The sequence below is a fragment of the Tardiphaga sp. P9-11 genome, from assembly GCF_008329525.1.
Taxonomy (GTDB): Bacteria; Pseudomonadota; Alphaproteobacteria; order Rhizobiales; family Xanthobacteraceae; genus Tardiphaga.
Map to the genome: position 1 here is coordinate 703,065 of NZ_NPKQ01000001.1, position 18,939 is coordinate 722,003.

An 18,939-nucleotide genomic window follows, 5' to 3' on the forward strand; every position below is an offset into this window, starting at 1 on the left:
CGCGACCGCTGAAAGGAGCTCCCATGACCGAGCCGCAGACCCCCGACCTGATTCTCCATCGCGGTCTGTTCACGACGCTCGATCGCTCCAACCCGGTCGCCAGTGCGGTGGCTATCAAAGATGGCCGTTTCACGCATGTCGGTCATGACGCGGAAATCCTGCCGCTGGCGGGGCCGAAGACGAAGGTCGTCGACCTCAAGGGCAAACGCGTGCTGCCTGGCCTGATCGACAATCACCTGCACATCATTCGTGGCGGCCTGAACTTCAACATGGAGCTGCGCTGGGATGGCGTGCGCTCGCTCTCCGACGCCATGAACATGCTGAAACGTCAGGTCGCCATCACGCCGGCGCCGCAATGGGTGCGCGTGGTCGGTGGCTTCACGGAGCATCAGTTTGCCGAGAAGCGGCTGCCGACCATCGACGAACTGAATGCCGTTGCGCCTGATACGCCGGTGTTCCTGCTGCATCTCTATGACCGTGCGCTGCTGAACGGCGCTGCGCTCCGTGCTGTCGGCTACACCAAGGATACGCCGAACCCGCCGGGCGGCGAGATCATTCGCGATGCCAACGGCAATCCGAACGGCATGCTGTTGGCCAAGCCCAATGCTGGCATTTTGTATGCGACGCTGGCCAAGGGACCGAAGCTGCCCTTCGACTATCAGGTCAATTCGACCCGCCATTTCATGCGCGAGCTCAATCGCCTCGGTGTCACCGGCGCGATCGATGCCGGCGGCGGCTTCCAGAACTACCCCGAAGATTATGCCGTCATCCAGAAACTGCATGACGAGAACCAGCTCACCATTCGTTTGGCCTACAACCTCTTTACCCAGAAGCCAAAGGGCGAGAAGGACGATTTCCTGAACTGGACCAAGACGTCGAAGTACAAGCAGGGCGACGACTACTTCCGCCACAACGGCGCCGGCGAAATGCTGGTGTTTTCCGCCGCCGACTTCGAGGACTTCCGTCAGCCACGTCCAGACATGGAGCCGGAGATGGAAGGCGAGCTCGAGGAGGTCGTGCGCGTTCTGCTTCAGAACAAATGGCCGTGGCGTATGCATGCGACCTATGACGAGACTATTAGCCGGGCGCTGGATGTGTTCGAGCGCGTCAATCAGGACATGCCGCTGGAAGGACTGAACTGGTTCTTCGACCACGCCGAGACGATTTCGGACCAGTCCATCGATCGCATCGCCGCCTTGGGCGGTGGCATCGCCGTGCAGCATCGCATGGCCTATCAGGGCGAATATTTCGTCGAGCGCTACGGACATGGTGCGGCCGAAGCCACGCCGCCGGTGTCGAAGATGCTCGCCAAGGGCGTCAAGGTGTCCGCTGGCACCGATGCGACGCGCGTCGCCTCTTACAACCCGTGGGTGTCGCTGTCCTGGCTCGTCACGGGCCGCACCGTCGGCGGAATGCAGCTCTATCCGCAGCGCAATTGTCTCGACCGCGAGACGGCATTGCGGATGTGGACCGAGAACGTCACCTGGTTCTCCAACGAAGAAGGCAAAAAGGGCCGCATCCAGGTCGGGCAGCTCGCCGATATCGTGGTACCGGATCGTGATTTTTTCTCGTGCTCGGAGAACGAGATCGCTGATACCAGCGCAGTGCTGACAATCGTCGGCGGCAAGGTCGTCTATGGCGTCGGTGATTTCGCCAAGCTCGACGAAAATGCGCCGCCGCCCGCCATGCCGGACTGGTCGCCGGTGCGCACCTTTGGCGGTTACGGTGCTTGGGCTGTGCCCGATGCAAACGGCAAAATGGTCGCGCAGAAGATGGCCATGAGCTGCGGCTGCGCCAATTCATGCGGCGTGCATGGTCACGATCACGCCACAGCTTGGTCCAGCAAATTGCCGATCGCCGATCTCAAGAGTTTCTGGGGTGCACTCGGTTGCGCATGCTGGGCCGTATGATTACGAATCTTGTGCGTCGAGTCATTGGCGCGCCTGTCGTGCACTGGCTGGCCTTGCTCTGCCTGTGCGCGGCCTATCTGCAGGGTGGGCTGATGAAAGCGTTCGACCTTCCCGGCGCCATCGCCGAAATGAACCATTTTGGGCTACAGCCGGCAGCGCCCTTCGCATTGATGACGATTGGGCTCGAACTGGTGGCATCACTGCTGATTCTCGGTGGCGTTCTGCGCTGGCTCGGCGCACTCTCGCTCGCAGGCTTCACGCTGATGGCAACGTTTCTGGCGAATCGGTTCTGGGAGCTGGCGCCGCCGGAGCGCTTCATGAGCGCCAATTCGTTCTTCGAACATATCGGCCTGTGCGGCGGGTTCTTGCTTGTTGCATGGCAAGACCTCAATGACCGGACCGGGAAGACAAAACCATGAGCAGCCCGGCTCCTCCCATGCCGAACACCAGTGCTTTCGCTCCATTTCGCCAATCCGTCTTTGCGGTGATCTGGCTCGCGACGGTGATGGGTAATACCGGCAGCTTCATGCGCGACGTGGCGAGCTCATGGCTCGTCACCGACCTGTCGGCAGCGCCGGCAGCAGTCACCATGATCCAGGCCGCGGGCACGCTGCCCATTTTTCTGTTTGCGATCCCCGCCGGGGTGCTGTCCGATATTCTCGATCGCCGCAAATTCCTGATCGCGGTGCAGGTGCTGCTCGCCTTGGTGAGCGGGACGCTGATGATGCTGTCCTATTACGGGCTGCTGACGGTCAATCTGTTGATCGGCCTGACCTTCATTGGCGGCGTCGGAGCGGCACTGGCCGGGCCGACCTGGCAGGCGATTGTGCCGGAGCTCGTGCCGCGGCAGGACATCAAGAGTGCGGTCGCGCTGAATTCGCTGGGCATCAATGTCTCGCGCTCGATTGGTCCCGCGGCTGGCGGTATCCTGCTCGCGAGCTTTGGCGCCGCCGTCACTTATGGCGCCGATGTCATCAGCTACATATTCGTCATCGCGGCGCTGCTGTGGTGGCCGCGCGCGAAGGCCGAGAACGACGTGTTGTCGGAGAAGTTCTTCGGCGCGTTCCGGGCGGGCTTACGCTACACACGCTCCAGCCGTGAACTGCACATCGTGCTGCTGCGGGCAGCGATCTTTTTTGCATTCTCCAGCTCGATCTGGGCGCTGCTGCCGCTCGTGGCGCGTAATCTGTTGGGTGGCGATGCCAGTTTTTACGGCGTGCTGCTTGGTGCGGTTGGCGCAGGCGCGATCGGTGGTGCGCTGGTGCTACCCCGGCTGCGTGCGAAGTTCGACTCCGACGCGCTGCTGCTGATCGCCGCGCTGTTGTCGGCGTGTGTGATGGCTGTACTGTCCTTTGCGCCGCCGAAATGGGTTGCGCTGCCGGTTCTGCTGCTGCTCGGTTCTGCGTGGATCACGGCGCTGACGACGTTCAGTGGCGTCGCGCAGGCGGTACTGCCGAACTGGGTGCGTGGTCGCGGTCTCGCCGTCTATCTGATGGTGTTCAATGGTGCCATGGCTGCTGGAAGCCTCGGCTGGGGTGCGGTGGCCCAAGCGCTAAGCCTGCCGGCGACACTGCTGGTCAGCGCATGCGGTCTCGCCGTTGCCGCCTTCATCATGCACCGGGTGAAGCTGCCGACGGGCGAAGCCGATCTCGCGCCGTCCAATTACTGGCCGGAGCCGCTGACGTCGGACGAGGTCGAACATGACCGCGGCCCGGTCCTGATCCTGATTGAGTACCGAATCGCGCGTCAAAACCGTGCGCCGTTCTTCACCGGGCTCAAGCGCCTCTCCGAGGCGCGTCGTCGCGATGGTGCTTATGGCTGGGGTATCACCGAGGATGCCGCCGACCCGGAGAAGATCGTCGAATGGTTCCTGGTGGAATCATGGGCGGAGCATCTGCGGCAGCATCACCGCGTCTCGAAGGCTGATGCCGATGTGCAGCGCGAGATGACGCGATATCACATCGGGCCCGCCGCCCCCGTGGTCAGGCATTTTCTGACGCTGGATCTGAAAAACCCGATGTCAAAGCCCGAACTGGTCAACCAGCACTAGTCGCCACAAGGACTGCCATGATGCGTTTGTTCAAATTCACCGCCGCTATTGTTTCCGTCGCGTTGCTATCGGCCGCGCCGCAAGATGCATGGTCTCGTGCGGCGCCAGCGAAGGCCGGCTTTGCCGTCGGCGCGCAATATGACACGACACATGTCTATGTTGCGCCTGACGAGGTCGATCGCTTTGTCGAGAGCTTCATCGCTACCTTTGGCGGCAAGAGCACCAAACAGGTGGTCGCGACAGTGACGCCGACGCCGAGCAGCACGACGTCGCAGCTTCTGCTGACGCCGGCGGGCTCGGTCTCGGTGTTCGGATTCAAGACGCCGATCCCCTATCCATTCGGTCATGAGCGTACCGGATATCTCGTCACCGATATCGACGCGGCCGTCAAAGCCGCGCAAAGCGCGGGCGCCGATGTGTTGGTCAAGACATTCCCCGATCCGATCGGACGTGACGTGGTGGTGCAATGGCCGGGCGGCATCAACATGCAGCTCTATTGGCACACGACGGCGCCGTCCTATCCGGAGCTGCAGACGATCCCGGAAAATCGCGTCTACGTGCCGGCCGGCCGGGCCGACCAGTTCGTGAAGAGCTTTGTCGCTTTCTCGAAAGGCAGCGTCGTGTCGGACACGGCGAAGGCGCCGGGCATCGAGATAGGTCGTCCCAACGATACCTATCGTCGGATTCGCATCGCGTCGAAGTTCGGCAAGATGACTGTGCTGGTAACCGACGGCGTACTTCCTTATCCTTATGGCCATGAGCTGACCGGCTATGAGGTGCGATCGCTCGACGAGACGCTGGCCAAGGCGAAGATGGCCGGTGCCGCGGTGCTGGTTGAGCCCTATGCCGCGGATGCACGGCGCGCCGCGCTGGTAAAATTCCCCGGAGGCTATGTTGCCGAGATTCACTCTGCCGTCGGCAGGTAAGGCCTGGGCAGCCGCGACCGCGCTGGCCTTCAGTGCGGTACTGCTGCCTGCGCATGCCGACGATTCAGCGGCAACGCCGGCGCGCCCGAAGATTCTCACCAATCGCTGGCAGGAAGACTGGTCCGCGCTTGCCAATCCGGCGCTGCGCACCGGGCCGTTCGACGCGCTGAAATATATCCCGCTCTTCGTCACCGATCCGAAAAGCTACATCTCGCTCGGTGCCAATCTGCGCGAGCGGTTCGAGATCAACGACGCACCGAATTTCGGCATCGGCAACACGCGCAGCGATTCCTACCTGCTGCAGCGGCTGCAGATGCATGTTGATATCCGGCTGAACGAGAACTGGCAGATCTTCACCCAGCTTGAAGATGTGCGAACCATCGACAAGGCGAGCATCTCGCCGGTCGACCAGAACCAGCTCGATCTGAGACTGGCTTTCATCGCCTATAGCGGCGCGCTTGGTGATGGCACCTTCAAAGCCCGCGTCGGCCGGCAGGATTTTGCCTTCGATCTGCAACGCTTCGTGTCGTCACGCGACGGACCGAATGTGCGTCAATCCTTCGATGCGGTTTGGGCGGATTACGAGAACGGGCCGTGGCGTTTCATCGGCTTCGTCAGCCAGCCGGTGCAATATCGCTTCGGCGATGTGTTCGACGACTTCTCCGGCCAGAATTTCCGTTTCAGTACCGCGCGCGTCGAACGCAAGGTGTTCGGCGACAACGAGCTGTCTGGTTACTATTCGCTGTTCGAGCGGTCGTCTGCGCGCTATCTCGACGCCTTGGGTAAAGAGACCCGTCATGTCTTCGACGTCCGCTTTGCCGGTAATGCCAACGGCTTCGATTGGGATCTCGAAGCGATGGGCCAGAGCGGTCATGTCGGCGCCAAGGACATCGAAGGCTGGGCGCTGGGTGGCCGCACTGGTTACACATTCTCTAACGTCGCGTGGACGCCGAGGATAGGCTTGCAGGCGGATGCCGCATCGGGCGACGGCCGCGCGGGTGACAACACCATCGGCACGTTCAATCCGCTGTTCCCGAACGGCTACTATTTCTCGCTGGCCGGCTATACGGGCTACGCTAACCTGATCCATCTCAAGCCGACATTGACGGTGAAGCCCATCGCTAATCTGACGGTGACGGCCGGTGTCGGCATGCAGTGGCGCCAGACGGTGGCCGATGCAGTCTATGTTCAGCCGAATGTCGCCGTCGCCGGCACCGCTGGGGTCGGTAGTCGCTGGACCGGCGTTTATTCTCAACTCCGCGCGGATTACATCTTTAATGCCAATCTGACCGGTGCGCTTGAGGCGGTGCATTACTCCATCGGCGACACCGTGCGGAATGCGGGTGGACACGATAGCAATTATCTCGGCCTTGAGCTCAAATACGGATGGTAACGTGCCTCGCGTTGGGGGAGAGCAGAAGCACTTCTCCAAGCGATTCGGAACGTCGTCGTTCGTCCTACCTCCGTGATCGCGTTGCCGGCGATTGTCTTGGCGGAGTTCGATTTGAAATGATGCGCAAGAGCGACACGGGAGCCGAGGAACCTGAACTTCGATGAATGACAAAGAACCAGGATCGCCAACCCGATCCTATCCTCAATCGGTTTCGTTCGTGCGCCGGTCCGGGCCGATCGACAGGAGCGCCCGGCCTGCCGAAACATTTGAGGGGCTTCAACACTGGCTGCTGGAACACGCTTCCGCGGAATGTGAGATGATCAATCTACTGGTCAAACTCATTGCCGGAATGAAGGCCGCCGGCTCTTCGATCGACCGCCTCACACTGCACATCGGGACACTTCATCCTCAGCTTGTCGGCTTCGCCTGGATTTGGAATTCCGAAGATGGGTTCTGCGATGAAGTGCGCGTCGCCGATGCAGTAATCGTTTCAAATGCCTACAAACTCAATCCATTGCAGCGGATACTTGAGACCGGCGAGACGATCCGCCGGGCGCCGCAATCCGCCACAGCCCAAGCAGAGTTCCCCATCATGGTCGAACTGGCCTCTGCTGGCATGACAGACTATGTGGCAATCCCGTTGTCCGGTCTGGATACCCGCAACGTCATTACGTTTGCCACGAAGGCAGTCGGAGGTTTCTCTAAGGAGGAGACTGCTTCGTTGACCGGCCTCTTCAAACTGTTCGCGCTGCATGTGCAACGTCATAGCGAACTGAGGATCTCCGAAAATGCCTTAAGTGCCTATTTGGGCAATGGCGCCGCAGCCAAGGTGCTTAAGGGAGCGATCAAACGTGGTGCCGGCGAGTCGATCCGTGCGGTCATTTGGGTTTCTGATCTGAGAAACTTCACAAAAATGTCGGATACCCTACATCCCGCCGATATGCTCGTATTGCTCAATGCTTACTTTGAGGCGATGGCAAGCGCTGTGGTCGCCCGCGGTGGTGAGATCCTCAAATTCATCGGCGACGGTATGCTTGCTGTCTTCCCGGTGACGGACGGCGTTGAGGATGCATCACGCTTGGCTGTACTGGCTGCAAAAGACGCGATCGCACGCCTTGTGTCTTTCAACGCTGATTGCCCCGCTCTCCAGTCCACGGAAGTTGGCCCCGAACTCCAGGCTGGCATCGTCCTGCACGAAGGCGAGGTTTTTTTCGGCAATATCGGAGCACCCGATCGTCTCGATTTCACCGTGATTGGTACTGCTGTCAACGAGGCCTGCCGGGTGGAAGCGCTAACTAAGACAATAGGCAGGGACCTACTCATGACGGAGGCAGTTGCGCGGCATCTTCCTAAGGAGGTCCAGCATTTAGGTGAGCACGAACTGCGGGGCGTATCTGCACGCGTCTCTGTTTATGGTCTGTCCAGATGACAGCCCGCTTTCGGACGAAGCCGCTATGCGACCGGAAAATCTGCACCGAATTCTTTAGCGATAGAGCCGGCTAAGTTGGCCACCAAGACCTGACAAATAGCGAGCATGCGCGCTCGGTAACTACTTGATTTCACTGGCGCACCCGACACGATTCGAACGTGTGACCTTTGCCTTCGGAGGGCAACGCTCTATCCAGCTGAGCTACGGGTGCTTGGGGTCCATTTAGCCGATTGGCCGGGCGGCGGCAACGGCTGGCCGGGGCTGGTTTGGATGAAAATGCGTTGGCTGGGCAGACCGGCGGCACATTATCGGGCCCCCATATTTGGATCGGACTGGGCGGCTGGGCTCAAGCCCGCGGACTGGGTGGACAGGGACCTGAAACAGGGCCACCGCAGTCGTCTGTCGCCGGGAAATGGGATGACCTTCCCGCTGTCTGACCTCCGAGGAGGCTCCGATACTTAATGAGAAGCCCGCCACGTGGCGGGCAATCCGAGATCTTCTTCGCTATGCAACATGCGAGAGCGCCTTGCGCATGGTTCGCGAAGCGATCACGCTTACCTCAATCAAGTGAACGCCGGTCAAATGGCGTCACGACATCAGGGAGGAACCAATGTTCACAAGACGCGGTGTTCTACTCTCTTCAATCGCGGGAGCGGTCGTGCTCAACAACAGATTTGCGTTTGGCAAAGCCGCGCAGCCGGCGACGCCGGTGAATTTCGAGGTCCCTGCGGACGCCTGCGACTGCCACACTCACATTCACGGCGATCCTGAGAAATTCCCGTTTTTTCCGGGCCGCGTCTATACGCCCGAACCGGCCTCGCCGGAGGAAATGGTCGCGCTGCACAAGGCGCTTGGCATCAAGCGCGTGGTGATCGTCACGCCCAGCGTCTATGGCACGGACAATTCGGCGACCTTGTTCGGCATGAAGGCCCGTGGCGGCGACGCGCGCGGGGTTGCCGTCATCGACGACAAGACGCCGGAGAGCGAGCTCGACGCCATGAAGGCGGCCGGCATTCGCGGCATGCGGATCAATCTGGCGACCAGCGGCGTAAGCGATCCCGCCATCGGCAAGCAGCGCCTTCAGGCGGCGATCGAACGGATGAAGACGCGCGGCTGGCACATCCAGATGTTCACCAATCTGCCATTGGTATCGTCGATCAAGGATGTTGTCGCGAGCGCACCGATGCCGCTGGTGTTCGATCATTTCGGCGGCGCGGAAGCCAAGCTCGGGTTGGATCAGCCGGGTTTTGCGGACCTGCTCGACCTCGTCAAAACCGGCAAGGCCTATGTGAAGATTTCCGGTGCCTACCGCGCGTCGACGCAAGGGCCGGATTATCCCGACGTCGCACCGCTGGCGAAGGCGCTGATCGCAGCCAATCCGGAGCGGATCATCTGGGGCACCGACTGGCCACATCCGGATTCGGTGACGCCGGCCGGCAGGAAGCCCACCGAAGTCACGCCACTCTACCAGATCGACGACGGTCGCCTGCTGAACCAGCTCGCGGTCTGGGCGCCTGACGCGGGCATTCGCAAGAAGATACTGGTCGACAATCCGGCGCGGCTTTACGGATTCTGATGACGGGCGTCACCGCGCCGCCTTGTTTCTCCTCAAGAGTCCCGGATCGGCGGAACACTCGTCTCTGCCAAAGGTTTGCCCCCGACCGCGACGGGCGGTCGAGGGAGCCCCATGCTGTCAAATCTGCAGGTGTTGCGTGGCGTCGCTGCGCTTGGTGTGGTGTTCTTCCACACCGGCTACAAACTCGCGGGCGATTGGCACACCGAATTCTTCGGGGTCTCCACCTTCTTCGTCATCTCCGGCTTCATCATGTGTTTCATCACCCAGAAGGGGGCCGACGATTTTCTCGCCAAGCGTCTGGTGCGGATCGCACCGCTCTACTGGCTGTGCACGCTGGTCATACTCGTCGTTATGTTCGGCTTTGCACTGTTCGACTCCGCGACGTGGCGGAGTCCACTGGACGGTCGACCGGGTGAACCGCTCTGGGCTTATGTTGGCCGCAGCCTGTTGTTTTTGCCGATCGGCGACAAATACCCGATCCTGAATGTCGGGTGGTCGCTGAATTATGAGATGTATTTCTATCTGATCTTTGCAGCAGCGCTTGCGATCAGCCGTCGTCTGGCGCCTCTGATCGTCGTCGGATGCCTCGTGGCGTTGAACCATGCGGCCGATACCGTCTGCACGGCTGCGGCTTGCCACTATCTGTCGCTCGACTATACGAAGTTCTTCATCGCCGGGATCGCGATCTTCTATGCGCTGCAGACGTTTGCTCCCGCCGCGCCACGACGCACCGTCGTCTGGATCGGCGTCGCTCTCATCGCGCTCTGCTATGGGTCGCAGTTCGTGGGGCCGCTATGGGCGAACAGCGTTACACCGTCGATTTATATGACGCTTGCCGCAGCGGCGCCCGTAGTGATCGTCGCCAGTGCGCTGTTCGTCGAATATGCCGGCGGTGCGATAACATGGCGGCCGCTGATCCTGATCGGTGATGCGTCTTACGCTATCTATCTCACGCATCCGATCGTCTTCGAAATCATGAAGACCAGCAACGAGCGATGGCTTCAGTTGCCGACGCCTGAATCATCGACGACCATGATGCTGTTTTATGTCGCCTTGGCCGGCGTCGCAGGCGTCATCGTGCATCTCGCTATCGAAAACCCGCTGCTGCGCCTGATCAGGCGCAAGCGGCAGCCGGGCACTCAAACATTCGCGTCAGGCAACGGGCTTGATGCCGCAGGACCGCATCAAGCCGCATCGGCGGCGCGTTAGCTTCGGATCATATTGATCGAAACATCGCGGATCTGTCCTTTGGAGCTGATCGAGACCAGTTGCTTGTTGCCCTTGGTCGTCAACGTCAGGTTGGCTGCGAAGCCGGCGGCTTCGACGAAGACATCGATCTGGCCGCCGCCGGCGCTGCCCTGCAGATTGCCGAAAATGTTGCGGCTGGCCTCACCCCAGGTGCCGGTCACCTGGTTGCCCTGGCTCTTCACATCGCTGCTGAGTTCGAACTTGTAGCTATCGCTGGCGCAGCGCAGCGATTGCTTTAGCGCAGTGCCGCCAACGACATTGTAGGTGGCGCGGCAACGGATCTGCTCGGAGGACCCATCGGACAGCGACACCGTGCCGCTGCCGCTCCAGGCTCCATCAAATCCTGCGAAAGGGCTCGCCGACTGTGCCTGGCTCGCTGTTGCCGACAGCATCAGGATTGCGCCGACGGTTGCGGCCTTGAGCGTATGTCCGATCAGATTTGCGCTGAATGAGGTCATGGTGATTGCTTTCTGTGTCTGGGGATGTCGGAGGGGAGGGATGCGATCAGGCACGACGCGTGAGCGTCAGATAGGCGAACTTCGCCGTCGTCGTATCGGAGGTGATCTGTACGCCGTTGTAGGAAAAGGTGCCGATGCCCGGCATGTCGTTCATCGCGATGCCGGAGAATGACGGGCCGGCAAAGGCGAACGAGAAGGCGACGATGAAGCCGATGATGCGCATGTGACTGTCCCTGTTGGGCGGCGCTGTGTGCCGCTTCGTTGGACAGATGGATAACGATACCCGGTTTCAGCCGGTCTGCGTCGAGGCGAATAATGGTTTCGTCGGGGGACAGTTTTGTTTCGCCGCGCGCTTCGCCACGAAACACAAAAAGGCCGGGGCAGCGGTGCCGCCCCGGCCTCGATTGGGTTCAACCCGAGTGGTTCAGGTGTTAGTCGACCGTCTGGATCACGTTGGAAATCGGGCGCGCATTGCTGGTTTTCACCGGCTGCAGTTCGGCGGCGATGGCGGCGTCGTAGCTTGCGATCGTCGGCAGCGTGTCCTTGGCGCGGATATGCACGACTTTGTAGCCGCCGGCCTTGAGCTGGGCGAGCAGGTCCGGCACTGCGGCCGCAGACCACTTGTGCAGGTCATGCATCAGGATGATGCCCTTGCCCTTCTTCTTCAGCTTCTCCATCACCGAGGCGACCAGCTTGCCGGCGTTATGGATGCGGAAGTCTTCGGAATCGATGTCGATCGAGAAGGCCGCGATGTTGCGCTCGGCGAGATAGGCTTTGAGATCCGCATTCTGACGCAGTTGCGGGAAGCGGAAGAACGGCGACAGCGGCTGCCCGGCCATCAGCGTGATGGCACTGATGCCGCGCTCGATCTCGTCGCGGGCTTCCTGCGGGGTCTTGCTGGCAAGATTCTGGTGCGACCAGGTATGGGTGCCGACCGAATGTCCGGCGGCGATGACCTGCTTCAGCACCGCGGGGTGCCAGGTGGCGTGCTTGCCGATCGGGAAGAACACGGCCTGCACGCATTGCGCGCTGAGCGCCGCGAGCACGGCAGGCGTGGTCACCGGCCACGGGCCGTCATCGAAAGTCAGCACGACTTCGCCGGGCTGCAGGAAGTCGTAATCGCGATATTGCGACATACCGAGGCCGGGGCCGCCGGTGGTGTCGATCTGCACGGTGCGCGATACGCCAAGTGCATTGGGATTGTTGCAGACGGGCTTGGCAATCGTCGGACGCTTTTCGACGGCCGGAGGCGGCGTCGGTGCGGCGATCGGTGCAGTCGCAACCGCCTGCACACGCGGTGCGGGTTCGGCGGACGCGCCGGGCTTCGACGCGCGCGTGTCAATCGAAGCGGTCGTCAGCTCGCCCTTGTCAGATTTTGCCTTGGCGGCAGTTTGTGCGGCGGCGGGGCCGAAAAAATGCCACGCGCCAGCGCCCGCGGCGACAACCGCCGTGAAAGAACCTGCAACAATCAAAAAAGGAAGTTTACGCATATCCACTCCGGCGCCCGAGGCCCACCTCGTTTCACCATTGAGCGAAATAGTTAATCAGGCGTATGCGCGACGCACTCTCAACGAGAAAATTCGTGTTTGTTCAACGCAATGCGCGTCAGGCTGGTACGATAACCTTGCCGATCGGCCAAAGCGCGATGCCGGCGAGCTTCAGATGCGCCCAGGCGAAGGGAATGCCGACGATGGTGATGGCCAAAGCGAGCGCCGCGAGGAGATGGCCGATCGCCAGCCACCAGCCCGCCAGCACCAGCCAGATGATGTTGCCGAGCAGGCCGAACACGCCGGTGCCGATGTCGCCGCGGCCGGTGACGGCCTCGCGGTCGACTGCGCGCTGGCCGAAGGGCAGCAGCGTATAGGCGGCAATGTTGAAGGCGGCGCGGGCCCAGGGCAGGCCGATGATGGTGATGGCCATGACGACCGCAGCAATCAGCCACCCGACTGCCATCCCCAACCCGCCGAACACGATCCAGAGGATATTCAGAAACAGCGGCAGGACGGGCATGGTGGCTCTCTGGTGATGCGCGGTAGACGGCGTTGTTTCCAACCTCTTAACAGATAGGATCCGGTTACAGGATGACAATGACGGGGCGAGGGCAGTGCCTCAATATCCCCGTCCGCCGGCGCGGGAGTAGGAGGGGCGGGCATTGTCCGTCGGCCGCGCCGATGTGCCGCGCATGGCCTCGGTGCCGCTGCGCGCCTGCGGTGCGAGTTCTTCCAGAAAAATCGGCTTTGAGAAATAATAGCCCTGCGCATAGCGAATCTTGGTCGCGGCCTGCAGATAGGCCAGTTCCTCGAAGGTCTCGACGCCTTCCGCAATCACGGTCATGCCCAGCGCCTCGCTGAGCGACTCGATGGCGCGCAGGATGCCCTGGCTGCGCGGGCGCTTGTGGATGTCCGTGATGAAGGAGCGGTCGATCTTGATCTCGTCGGCGGTGATATCCGCCAACGCCGAGAGCGACGAATAGCCGACGCCGAAATCGTCGATGGAAATGCCGACGCCAAGCGCTCGGAACATCGGCAGGATGTCGTCCTGGAAATGCGTCTTGGCCAGGAATGCGTCTTCGGTCACTTCGACCATGAAACGCGTCGGGCAGCCGGTCTCCTCAATCGCCTTGGCAAAGGCGCGCATGAATTCCGGGTTGCCGGCCTGCTTGGCCGCGACATTGATGCTGATGCTGGCACCTGCGCCAAAGGTCTCATCGATCTGGTCTATCGACTTCATGATCTCGGCGAGCACCAGATGGGTAAGCTCGTCGATCAGGCCGAGCTCGACCGCCAGATTGACGAAACTGCCGGGCGCCTGGATCACGCCATCATCGTTGCGCAATCGCACCAGAGCCTCGATGCCCTTGATCTCCTGGGTCCGAATGTCGACCTTGGGTTGAAACGCGCAGCAGAAGCGCTTGTCGAGGATCGCCAGCCGCAGCGCCTGTTCGGTCGCCATCCGGGCGAGCGCCTCGCTCTCCATACTGGAGTCGAAGAACACCGCGGCGCCCTTGGTCCCGTTCTTCACGCGATACATTGCGATATCGGCATTCTGATGCAGCGCGTCGTAGTTGCCACCGTGCTGCGGATAGAGGCTGACGCCGATCGAGGCCGAGGCGAACACTTCGGAGCCGTCGATGTAGAACGGCGCGCGCAGCCGCTGGACCAGCAGCTCCAGATATTCGGCGACCTCCTGCTGGCTCTGGATCGGATTCAGCAGCAGCAGGAATTCGTCACCGGAGATGCGCGACAGCATGTCGGTGCCACGCAGGTCGAGCGCTAGTCGCTTGGCGAATTGCACCAGCAGCGCATCGCCGACGCTGTGGCCGTAATAGTCGTTGATGTGCTTGAAATTATCGATGTCGAGAAACGCCAGCGCGAAACGCGACGTGCCGTCAGATTGGCCGATGACGCCGCCGACATGTTTCTCGATCACCCGCCGCGTCGGCAGGTCGGTCAGCTCGTCGTAATAGGCGCGGCGAAACAGCTCTTCTTCCATCGCCTTCTGGCGGCTGACGTCGCTGGCGCTGGACAGCAGCACGTTGCGGTCGCCGATCCGTACAGGGCGATGCGTCGTTAGAAACACCCGTCTGTCGAGTTCGGAATTGACGCGTTCCTCGAAGACGGCGGAGCGGCCGGACTGCAGCAGGTCGAGCGCGGTAGCGCGTCGATGTGACAGTGCCTGCGCCAGAAAATCCGATTGCGGGTCGGGCCTGTTGAACTGATCCGCCGATGCATTGAACTGGATTGCCGCCGCGTCATTTACCAGCAGGAAGTCGCCCTGATCATTCTGCACGGTGACGGACGCCGGCAGCATACGTACGATCTCGCGCAGTATCTCCAATTCGTGCGCGGCATCGCGATCCACGAATCCGGTGGCGGTCTCGGTTGAAGAGGTTGCGGTAGGGCCGTCGTTGTCCATCGGTGGGGTCAACACGCCTGAGGCGGATGCATTCTGCATGGTGGCCGACCCTCGCAAAACGCCTTGTCGATTTGGTTAAATCGGGTTCGAAAACCGCGGTAGTTGTGTAAATGACGCATGATTTGGGCTGGTGGCGATCTGGACGTCATTAACAAAGCGTCAATAGGCGCGACGAAAGCGCCGAATTCTCCCATTCGGCCAGGCGAGATCATACTCATGCGAAGCCACCACGCGAAACAATGTTGGCGTTTGGCGCCGTCGTCGCAGCAGGAAATTTCCGGCTCAACCGTGGTGCTCGCCACCCCAACCCGTCCGCCGGGGCGCACGTGTCCGTGATCGCTGCGATCAGTCAAATCCGCAGAGAAAAATGCACTGCATATGCGGTGAAGTTTGAAAGGAACACGCCGTCATCGGCGTAAGTCACAGTGCGTGCATCGCTATTTTCCCGGACCACTCGACAGGTCAATGCCACGACACCATCCTTCTGCGACGCCGCAATGGTCGCCCGATGCGAGAGAGATGTCGCCAATGAGCAATCCGTCTAAAGCCAATGTTCTTTGGTTCCTGCCGACCCACGGCGATGGACGCTATCTCGCTTCGACCCATGGTGCGCGCGAGATTGACTTCAAATATCTCCGTCAGATCGCGCAGGCGGCCGATCAGTTGGGCTATTTTGGCGTGCTGCTGCCGACAGGGCGCAGTTGCGAGGATTCATGGGTGGTCGCATCGGCTGTGGCTCCCTGGACCGAACAGCTTCGCTATCTCGTCGCCGTGCGCCCTGGCCTGCAGTCGCCGAGCGTTGCTGCGCGCATGACCGCAACGCTGGACCGGGTCACCAACGGGCGCCTGTTGATCAATGTCGTCACCGGCGGCGATCCCGTCGAGAACAAAGGCGACGGCATCTTTCTGCCGCATGACGAGCGCTATGCGGTTACCCGCGAATTCCTCAACGTCTACAGTGATCTGCTCGCTGGAAAGACTGTCAATGTCCAGGGCAAGCACATCCAGATCGAGGATGGCCGCCTGATCTTCCCGCCGGTGCAGTCGCCGCGTCCGCCGCTCTATTTCGGTGGCTCGTCGGACGCCGGCATCGATGTCGCGGTGGACACTGTCGACAAATATCTCACCTGGGGCGAGCCGCCGGCGCAGGTCGCGGAGAAGGTCGCGCGGGTCAGGGCTGCTGCCGAAAAGCGCGGTCGCAAGCTGTCTTTCGGCATCCGTCTTCATGTGGTGGTGCGCGAGACCAACGAGGCCGCGTGGAAGGCCGCCGACGAACTCATTCAATATGTCACCGACGACGTCATCGCCAACGCGCAGAAGACATTGGCCCGGCAGGATTCGGTCGGCCAGCAGCGCATGATGCAGCTGCATGGCGGACGTCGCGACAAGCTCGAGATCAGCCCGAACCTCTGGGCCGGTGTTGGTCTCGTGCGCGGCGGAGCGGGTACGGCACTGGTCGGCGATGCGCAGACGGTGGCGGCGCGCATCAAGGAATATCAGGACGTCGGCGTCGATACGTTCATCATGTCCGGCTATCCGCATCTCGAGGAGGCCTATCGCTTCGCCGAACTCGTTTTCCCGCTGCTGTCGCTGCAACAGCACGACAACGTCACGCCGCTACGCGCTCGCACCGGTCCGGTCGGCGAAATCGTCGCCAATGAGCATCGCGCGCAGAGCGCCTCGTAATTCCGACAGGCACCCTATCATGAGCATCGTTGAAATTCTCCCCCGCGTTCGCATCTTTCGCTTGCCACGCATCGACGGCCTGACCCAGTGGATCGTGCCGCTGGTTATCCTGCTGGCCTGGCAGGCCGCTTGCGTAACCGGTTACGTGCCTGCGCGGGTGATGCCGGCGCCAACCGATGTCGCTTTGGCTGGCTGGAAGCTGCTGCTCTCAGGCGAACTCGTCCAGAATATCTGGGTGTCGTTCTGGCGTGCTTCGATCGGCTTTCTGATCGGCGGCAGCATCGGCTTTGCCTTCGGCCTCGCCAACGGTCTGTCGCAGCTTAGCAGCAAGCTCACGGATACGACGCTGCAGATGGTGCGCAATGTGCCGCATCTGGCGCTGATCCCACTGGTCATCCTGTGGTTCGGCATCGATGAATCAGCCAAGCTGTTTCTCGTTGCGCTCGGCGTGTTCTTCCCGATCTATCTGAACACGCTGCATGGCATCCGCACCGTCGATCCGCAGCTGATCGAGATGGGCCGCATCTATGGCATGAGCAATGGCGAGTTGTTCCGTCGCGTGATCTTCCCCGGCGCGTTGCCGTCGATCTTCGTCGGCGTCCGTTTCGCACTCGGCATCATGTGGCTGACGCTGATCGTGGCGGAAACGATCGCCGCCTCCTCGGGCCTTGGCTACATGGCAATGCAGGCGCGTGAATTCATGCAGATCGATGTCGTGGTGCTCAGCATCCTGATCTACGCCCTGCTGGGCAAGGTCGCGGATAGCGCTTCGCGGGCGCTGGAGCGCCTGACGCTGTCCTGGCACCCGGCCTTCCAGAAACACTGAGCGAAGTTGAAAGCGAGAGTTTGAAATGACCGTGCAGCAGTCCCTTCGCCTCAGCCATGCCGATGCTCAGCTGGTTGATGCGCCAGTCGATTTCGAACAGGCGCGCACCGCGCAGGCGCGCCGCCCATCGGAGCAGAAGTCCCGCGGATTGTCGTTGACCATCCGCGGTTTGCGGAAATCCTTCGGCAGCAATGAAGTGCTGCGCGGCGTCGATCTGCATATTCCTGCCGGGCAATTTGTGGCCATCGTCGGCCAGAGCGGCTGCGGCAAGAGCACGTTGTTGCGCCTGATCGCAGGTTTGGACAAGCCGACGGCGGGCACCATCAGTTTCGGTGAAGAGACCCGCGCGGAGGACATTCGCGTGATGTTCCAGGAGCCGCGTCTGCTGCCCTGGGCCAACGTGCTGTCGAATGTCGAAGTCGGACTCGGCCGTGATCGGGTGTCGGCCGATGCCAAAGCGCGCGCTGAAAGCGCGTTGACGGAAGTCGGTCTCGCCGAGAAGCGCGATCAATGGCCGTCCATCTTGTCAGGTGGCCAGAAGCAGCGCGTTGCACTGGCCCGCGCGCTGGTCAGCCATCCGCGCGTGCTGGCGCTCGACGAGCCGCTCGGTGCGCTCGATGCGCTCACCCGTATTTCGATGCAGCAGTTGCTTGGCCGCGTCTGGCACGATCAGACGTTCACCTCGATTCTGGTGACGCATGACGTGTCCGAGGCCGTGGCGCTGGCTGATCGCGTGCTTGTGATCGAAGACGGACGCATCGCGCACGATATCAATGTCGATATCGCCCGGCCGCGGCAGCGCGGCTCAGCGGACCTTGCGGCGCTGGAAGGGTCGATCCTGCGCAATCTGCTCGGCCCGGGAGCCGACGCCACCGGCTTGTGAGACTATTGTGACCTGCGAGGCTGCCATGAATTCCGTCGTTCGTAACATCGTTGTCGATCGTGAACTTTCCTCCGATCGCGAGGTCTCTTCGCAGGAATTCCGCGGCGCCATGCGGGTGCTGGCCGGCGGCGTCAGCGTCATCACCGTTGGGCGCGATAAGGACATCACCGGCATGACGGTGACGTCGGTCTCGTCGCTGTCGGTTGATCCGCCGACGCTGATCGTCAGCGTCAACAGGGAGTCGTCGTCCTGGCCGCTGTTGCAGCGCTACGGTGCCTTCGGCGTCAACATTCTGTCAGCTGAACAGCTCGACGTGGCTGAGCGTTTCTCCGGCAAGGGCGGATTGAAGGGTGCCGAGCGTTTTGTTGGCGCGCAATGGGTCACCCGCGCCACCGGCGTGCCTCTACTGACGGACAGTCTCGCGGCGATCGATTGCGACGTCGAGGAAGTCATCGAGCGTCACTCCCACGCCATCGTCATCGGCCGTGTCCGCGATGTCATCACCTCGGTCCCGCACACCGCATTGACCTATTGGGACGGGCAATATGTGGCGATCGACCAGAACGAAGACAATCTGAAGCTTGCCGAAGTCAGCGTGCCCAGCATGCGAGCGCTCCGGGAGATTTGATCCGTAGATTG

16 protein-coding genes, 1 tRNA gene and 1 pseudogene are annotated in these 18,939 nt (G+C 61.3%); 12 read left to right on the top strand and 6 right to left on the bottom strand.

Going from position 1 to position 18,939, the window contains the following annotated elements; translation table 11 throughout:
* Positions 1-23 precede the first annotated feature (23 nt).
* The 6 genes from CIW50_RS03335 (at position 24) to CIW50_RS03360 (ending at position 7,708) form a co-directional block, all read left to right on the top strand.
* A complete protein-coding gene (locus tag CIW50_RS03335; protein ID WP_149529824.1) occupies positions 24-1,910 on the top strand; it encodes an amidohydrolase in 1,887 nt (628 codons plus the stop codon).
* Entirely contained in the window at positions 1,907-2,329 is a 423-nt protein-coding gene (locus CIW50_RS03340) for a DoxX family protein (protein ID WP_149529825.1), read from the top strand. Before CIW50_RS03335 ends, CIW50_RS03340 begins: the two co-directional genes overlap by 4 nt.
* Complete coding sequence (locus tag CIW50_RS03345; RefSeq protein ID WP_172980200.1) at positions 2,326-3,960, top strand: MFS transporter; 1,635 nt, start codon at positions 2,326-2,328, stop codon at positions 3,958-3,960. The genes CIW50_RS03340 and CIW50_RS03345 overlap by 4 nt, the downstream gene beginning before the upstream one ends.
* Positions 3,961-3,977: 17 nt before the next feature.
* Positions 3,978-4,886, top strand: coding sequence for a glyoxalase (locus tag CIW50_RS03350; protein ID WP_197738341.1), 909 nt, complete (start codon positions 3,978-3,980; stop codon positions 4,884-4,886).
* Between the two features lie 22 nt (positions 4,887-4,908).
* Positions 4,909-6,279 (top strand): alginate export family protein, encoded by a 1,371-nt coding sequence (locus CIW50_RS03355; RefSeq protein ID WP_246664170.1) that lies wholly within the window; start codon positions 4,909-4,911, stop codon positions 6,277-6,279.
* A 316-nt stretch (positions 6,280-6,595) separates the two neighbouring features.
* The gene (locus CIW50_RS03360) at positions 6,596-7,708 is read left to right on the top strand and encodes an adenylate/guanylate cyclase domain-containing protein (protein ID WP_246664119.1); all 1,113 of its coding nucleotides are present in this window, start codon (positions 6,596-6,598) and stop codon (positions 7,706-7,708) included.
* 134 nt (positions 7,709-7,842) lie between these two features.
* Here the strand turns inward: CIW50_RS03360 and CIW50_RS03365 are convergent.
* Positions 7,843-7,919: transfer RNA gene (locus CIW50_RS03365), tRNA-Arg, on the bottom strand.
* 399 nt (positions 7,920-8,318) lie between these two features.
* On the opposite strand from CIW50_RS03365, the gene CIW50_RS03370 reads away from it, so the two are divergent.
* Together CIW50_RS03370 and CIW50_RS03375 are read left to right on the top strand one after the other, a co-directional pair.
* Positions 8,319-9,284 carry an amidohydrolase family protein gene (locus CIW50_RS03370; protein ID WP_149529829.1) on the top strand — a complete coding sequence of 322 codons (966 nt, stop codon included), beginning with the start codon at positions 8,319-8,321 and terminating at the stop codon, positions 9,282-9,284.
* 111 nt (positions 9,285-9,395) lie between these two features.
* Positions 9,396-10,493 carry an acyltransferase family protein gene (locus tag CIW50_RS03375; RefSeq protein ID WP_149529830.1) on the top strand — a complete coding sequence of 366 codons (1,098 nt, stop codon included), beginning with the start codon at positions 9,396-9,398 and terminating at the stop codon, positions 10,491-10,493.
* Here CIW50_RS03375 and CIW50_RS03380 read toward each other — a convergent pair.
* The 5 genes from CIW50_RS03380 to CIW50_RS03395 all read right to left on the bottom strand — a co-directional run bounded on the left by CIW50_RS03380 (position 10,490) and on the right by CIW50_RS03395 (position 14,800).
* Complete coding sequence (locus CIW50_RS03380) at positions 10,490-10,990, bottom strand: hypothetical protein (protein WP_149529831.1); 501 nt, start codon at positions 10,988-10,990, stop codon at positions 10,490-10,492. The two genes, CIW50_RS03375 and CIW50_RS03380, sit on opposite strands and share 4 nt — an antisense overlap.
* A gap of 46 nt (positions 10,991-11,036) precedes the next feature.
* Positions 11,037-11,213 carry a hypothetical protein gene (locus tag CIW50_RS28925; protein ID WP_172980175.1) on the bottom strand — a complete coding sequence of 59 codons (177 nt, stop codon included), beginning with the start codon at positions 11,211-11,213 and terminating at the stop codon, positions 11,037-11,039.
* Positions 11,214-11,421: 208 nt separating this feature from the next.
* Positions 11,422-12,480, bottom strand: a complete 1,059-nt coding sequence (locus CIW50_RS03385) for a polysaccharide deacetylase family protein (protein WP_149529832.1) — start codon at positions 12,478-12,480, stop codon at positions 11,422-11,424.
* Positions 12,481-12,595: 115 nt separating this feature from the next.
* The gene (locus tag CIW50_RS03390; RefSeq protein ID WP_149529833.1) at positions 12,596-13,000 is read right to left on the bottom strand and encodes a YccF domain-containing protein; all 405 of its coding nucleotides are present in this window, start codon (positions 12,998-13,000) and stop codon (positions 12,596-12,598) included.
* A 99-nt stretch (positions 13,001-13,099) separates the two neighbouring features.
* Positions 13,100-14,800: a putative bifunctional diguanylate cyclase/phosphodiesterase gene (locus tag CIW50_RS03395; RefSeq protein WP_246664171.1), complete on the bottom strand. Its 1,701-nt coding sequence runs from the start codon at positions 14,798-14,800 to the stop codon at positions 13,100-13,102.
* A gap of 633 nt (positions 14,801-15,433) precedes the next feature.
* Here CIW50_RS03395 and ssuD point away from each other — a divergent pair.
* The 4 genes and pseudogenes from ssuD (at position 15,434) to CIW50_RS03415 (ending at position 18,928) form a co-directional block, all read left to right on the top strand.
* On the top strand, positions 15,434-16,591 hold the full coding sequence (gene ssuD, locus CIW50_RS03400; protein WP_149529834.1) for an FMNH2-dependent alkanesulfonate monooxygenase: 1,158 nt from the start codon (positions 15,434-15,436) through the stop codon (positions 16,589-16,591).
* 19 nt (positions 16,592-16,610) lie between these two features.
* Complete coding sequence (locus CIW50_RS03405; protein ID WP_149529835.1) at positions 16,611-17,417, top strand: ABC transporter permease subunit; 807 nt, start codon at positions 16,611-16,613, stop codon at positions 17,415-17,417.
* Between the two features lie 238 nt (positions 17,418-17,655).
* Positions 17,656-18,300: pseudogene (locus CIW50_RS03410) on the top strand (ABC transporter ATP-binding protein); the annotation flags it as partial.
* A 25-nt stretch (positions 18,301-18,325) separates the two neighbouring features.
* Complete coding sequence (locus CIW50_RS03415; RefSeq protein ID WP_149529837.1) at positions 18,326-18,928, top strand: flavin reductase family protein; 603 nt, start codon at positions 18,326-18,328, stop codon at positions 18,926-18,928.
* Positions 18,929-18,939: the final 11 nt, after the last annotated feature.

Excerpts from the sequence above, each read along its gene's own strand:
- CIW50_RS03335 (WP_149529824.1), top strand. The coding sequence starts at position 24 with ATGACCGAGCCGCAGACCCCCGACCTGATTCTCCATCGCGGTCTGTTC.
- CIW50_RS03340 (WP_149529825.1), top strand. The coding sequence starts at position 1,907 with ATGATTACGAATCTTGTGCGTCGAGTCATTGGCGCGCCTGTCGTGCAC.
- CIW50_RS03345 (WP_172980200.1), top strand. The coding sequence starts at position 2,326 with ATGAGCAGCCCGGCTCCTCCCATGCCGAACACCAGTGCTTTCGCTCCA.
- CIW50_RS03350 (WP_197738341.1), top strand. The coding sequence starts at position 3,978 with ATGATGCGTTTGTTCAAATTCACCGCCGCTATTGTTTCCGTCGCGTTG.
- CIW50_RS03360 (WP_246664119.1), top strand. The coding sequence starts at position 6,596 with ATGATCAATCTACTGGTCAAACTCATTGCCGGAATGAAGGCCGCCGGC.
- CIW50_RS03370 (WP_149529829.1), top strand. The coding sequence starts at position 8,319 with ATGTTCACAAGACGCGGTGTTCTACTCTCTTCAATCGCGGGAGCGGTC.
- CIW50_RS03375 (WP_149529830.1), top strand. The coding sequence starts at position 9,396 with ATGCTGTCAAATCTGCAGGTGTTGCGTGGCGTCGCTGCGCTTGGTGTG.
- CIW50_RS03380 (WP_149529831.1), bottom strand. The coding sequence starts at position 10,990 with ATGACCTCATTCAGCGCAAATCTGATCGGACATACGCTCAAGGCCGCA.
- CIW50_RS28925 (WP_172980175.1), bottom strand. The coding sequence starts at position 11,213 with ATGCGCATCATCGGCTTCATCGTCGCCTTCTCGTTCGCCTTTGCCGGC.
- CIW50_RS03385 (WP_149529832.1), bottom strand. The coding sequence starts at position 12,480 with ATGCGTAAACTTCCTTTTTTGATTGTTGCAGGTTCTTTCACGGCGGTT.
- CIW50_RS03390 (WP_149529833.1), bottom strand. The coding sequence starts at position 13,000 with ATGCCCGTCCTGCCGCTGTTTCTGAATATCCTCTGGATCGTGTTCGGC.
- CIW50_RS03395 (WP_246664171.1), bottom strand. The coding sequence starts at position 14,800 with ATGCTGCCGGCGTCCGTCACCGTGCAGAATGATCAGGGCGACTTCCTG.
- ssuD (WP_149529834.1), top strand. The coding sequence starts at position 15,434 with ATGAGCAATCCGTCTAAAGCCAATGTTCTTTGGTTCCTGCCGACCCAC.
- CIW50_RS03405 (WP_149529835.1), top strand. The coding sequence starts at position 16,611 with ATGAGCATCGTTGAAATTCTCCCCCGCGTTCGCATCTTTCGCTTGCCA.
- CIW50_RS03415 (WP_149529837.1), top strand. The coding sequence starts at position 18,326 with ATGAATTCCGTCGTTCGTAACATCGTTGTCGATCGTGAACTTTCCTCC.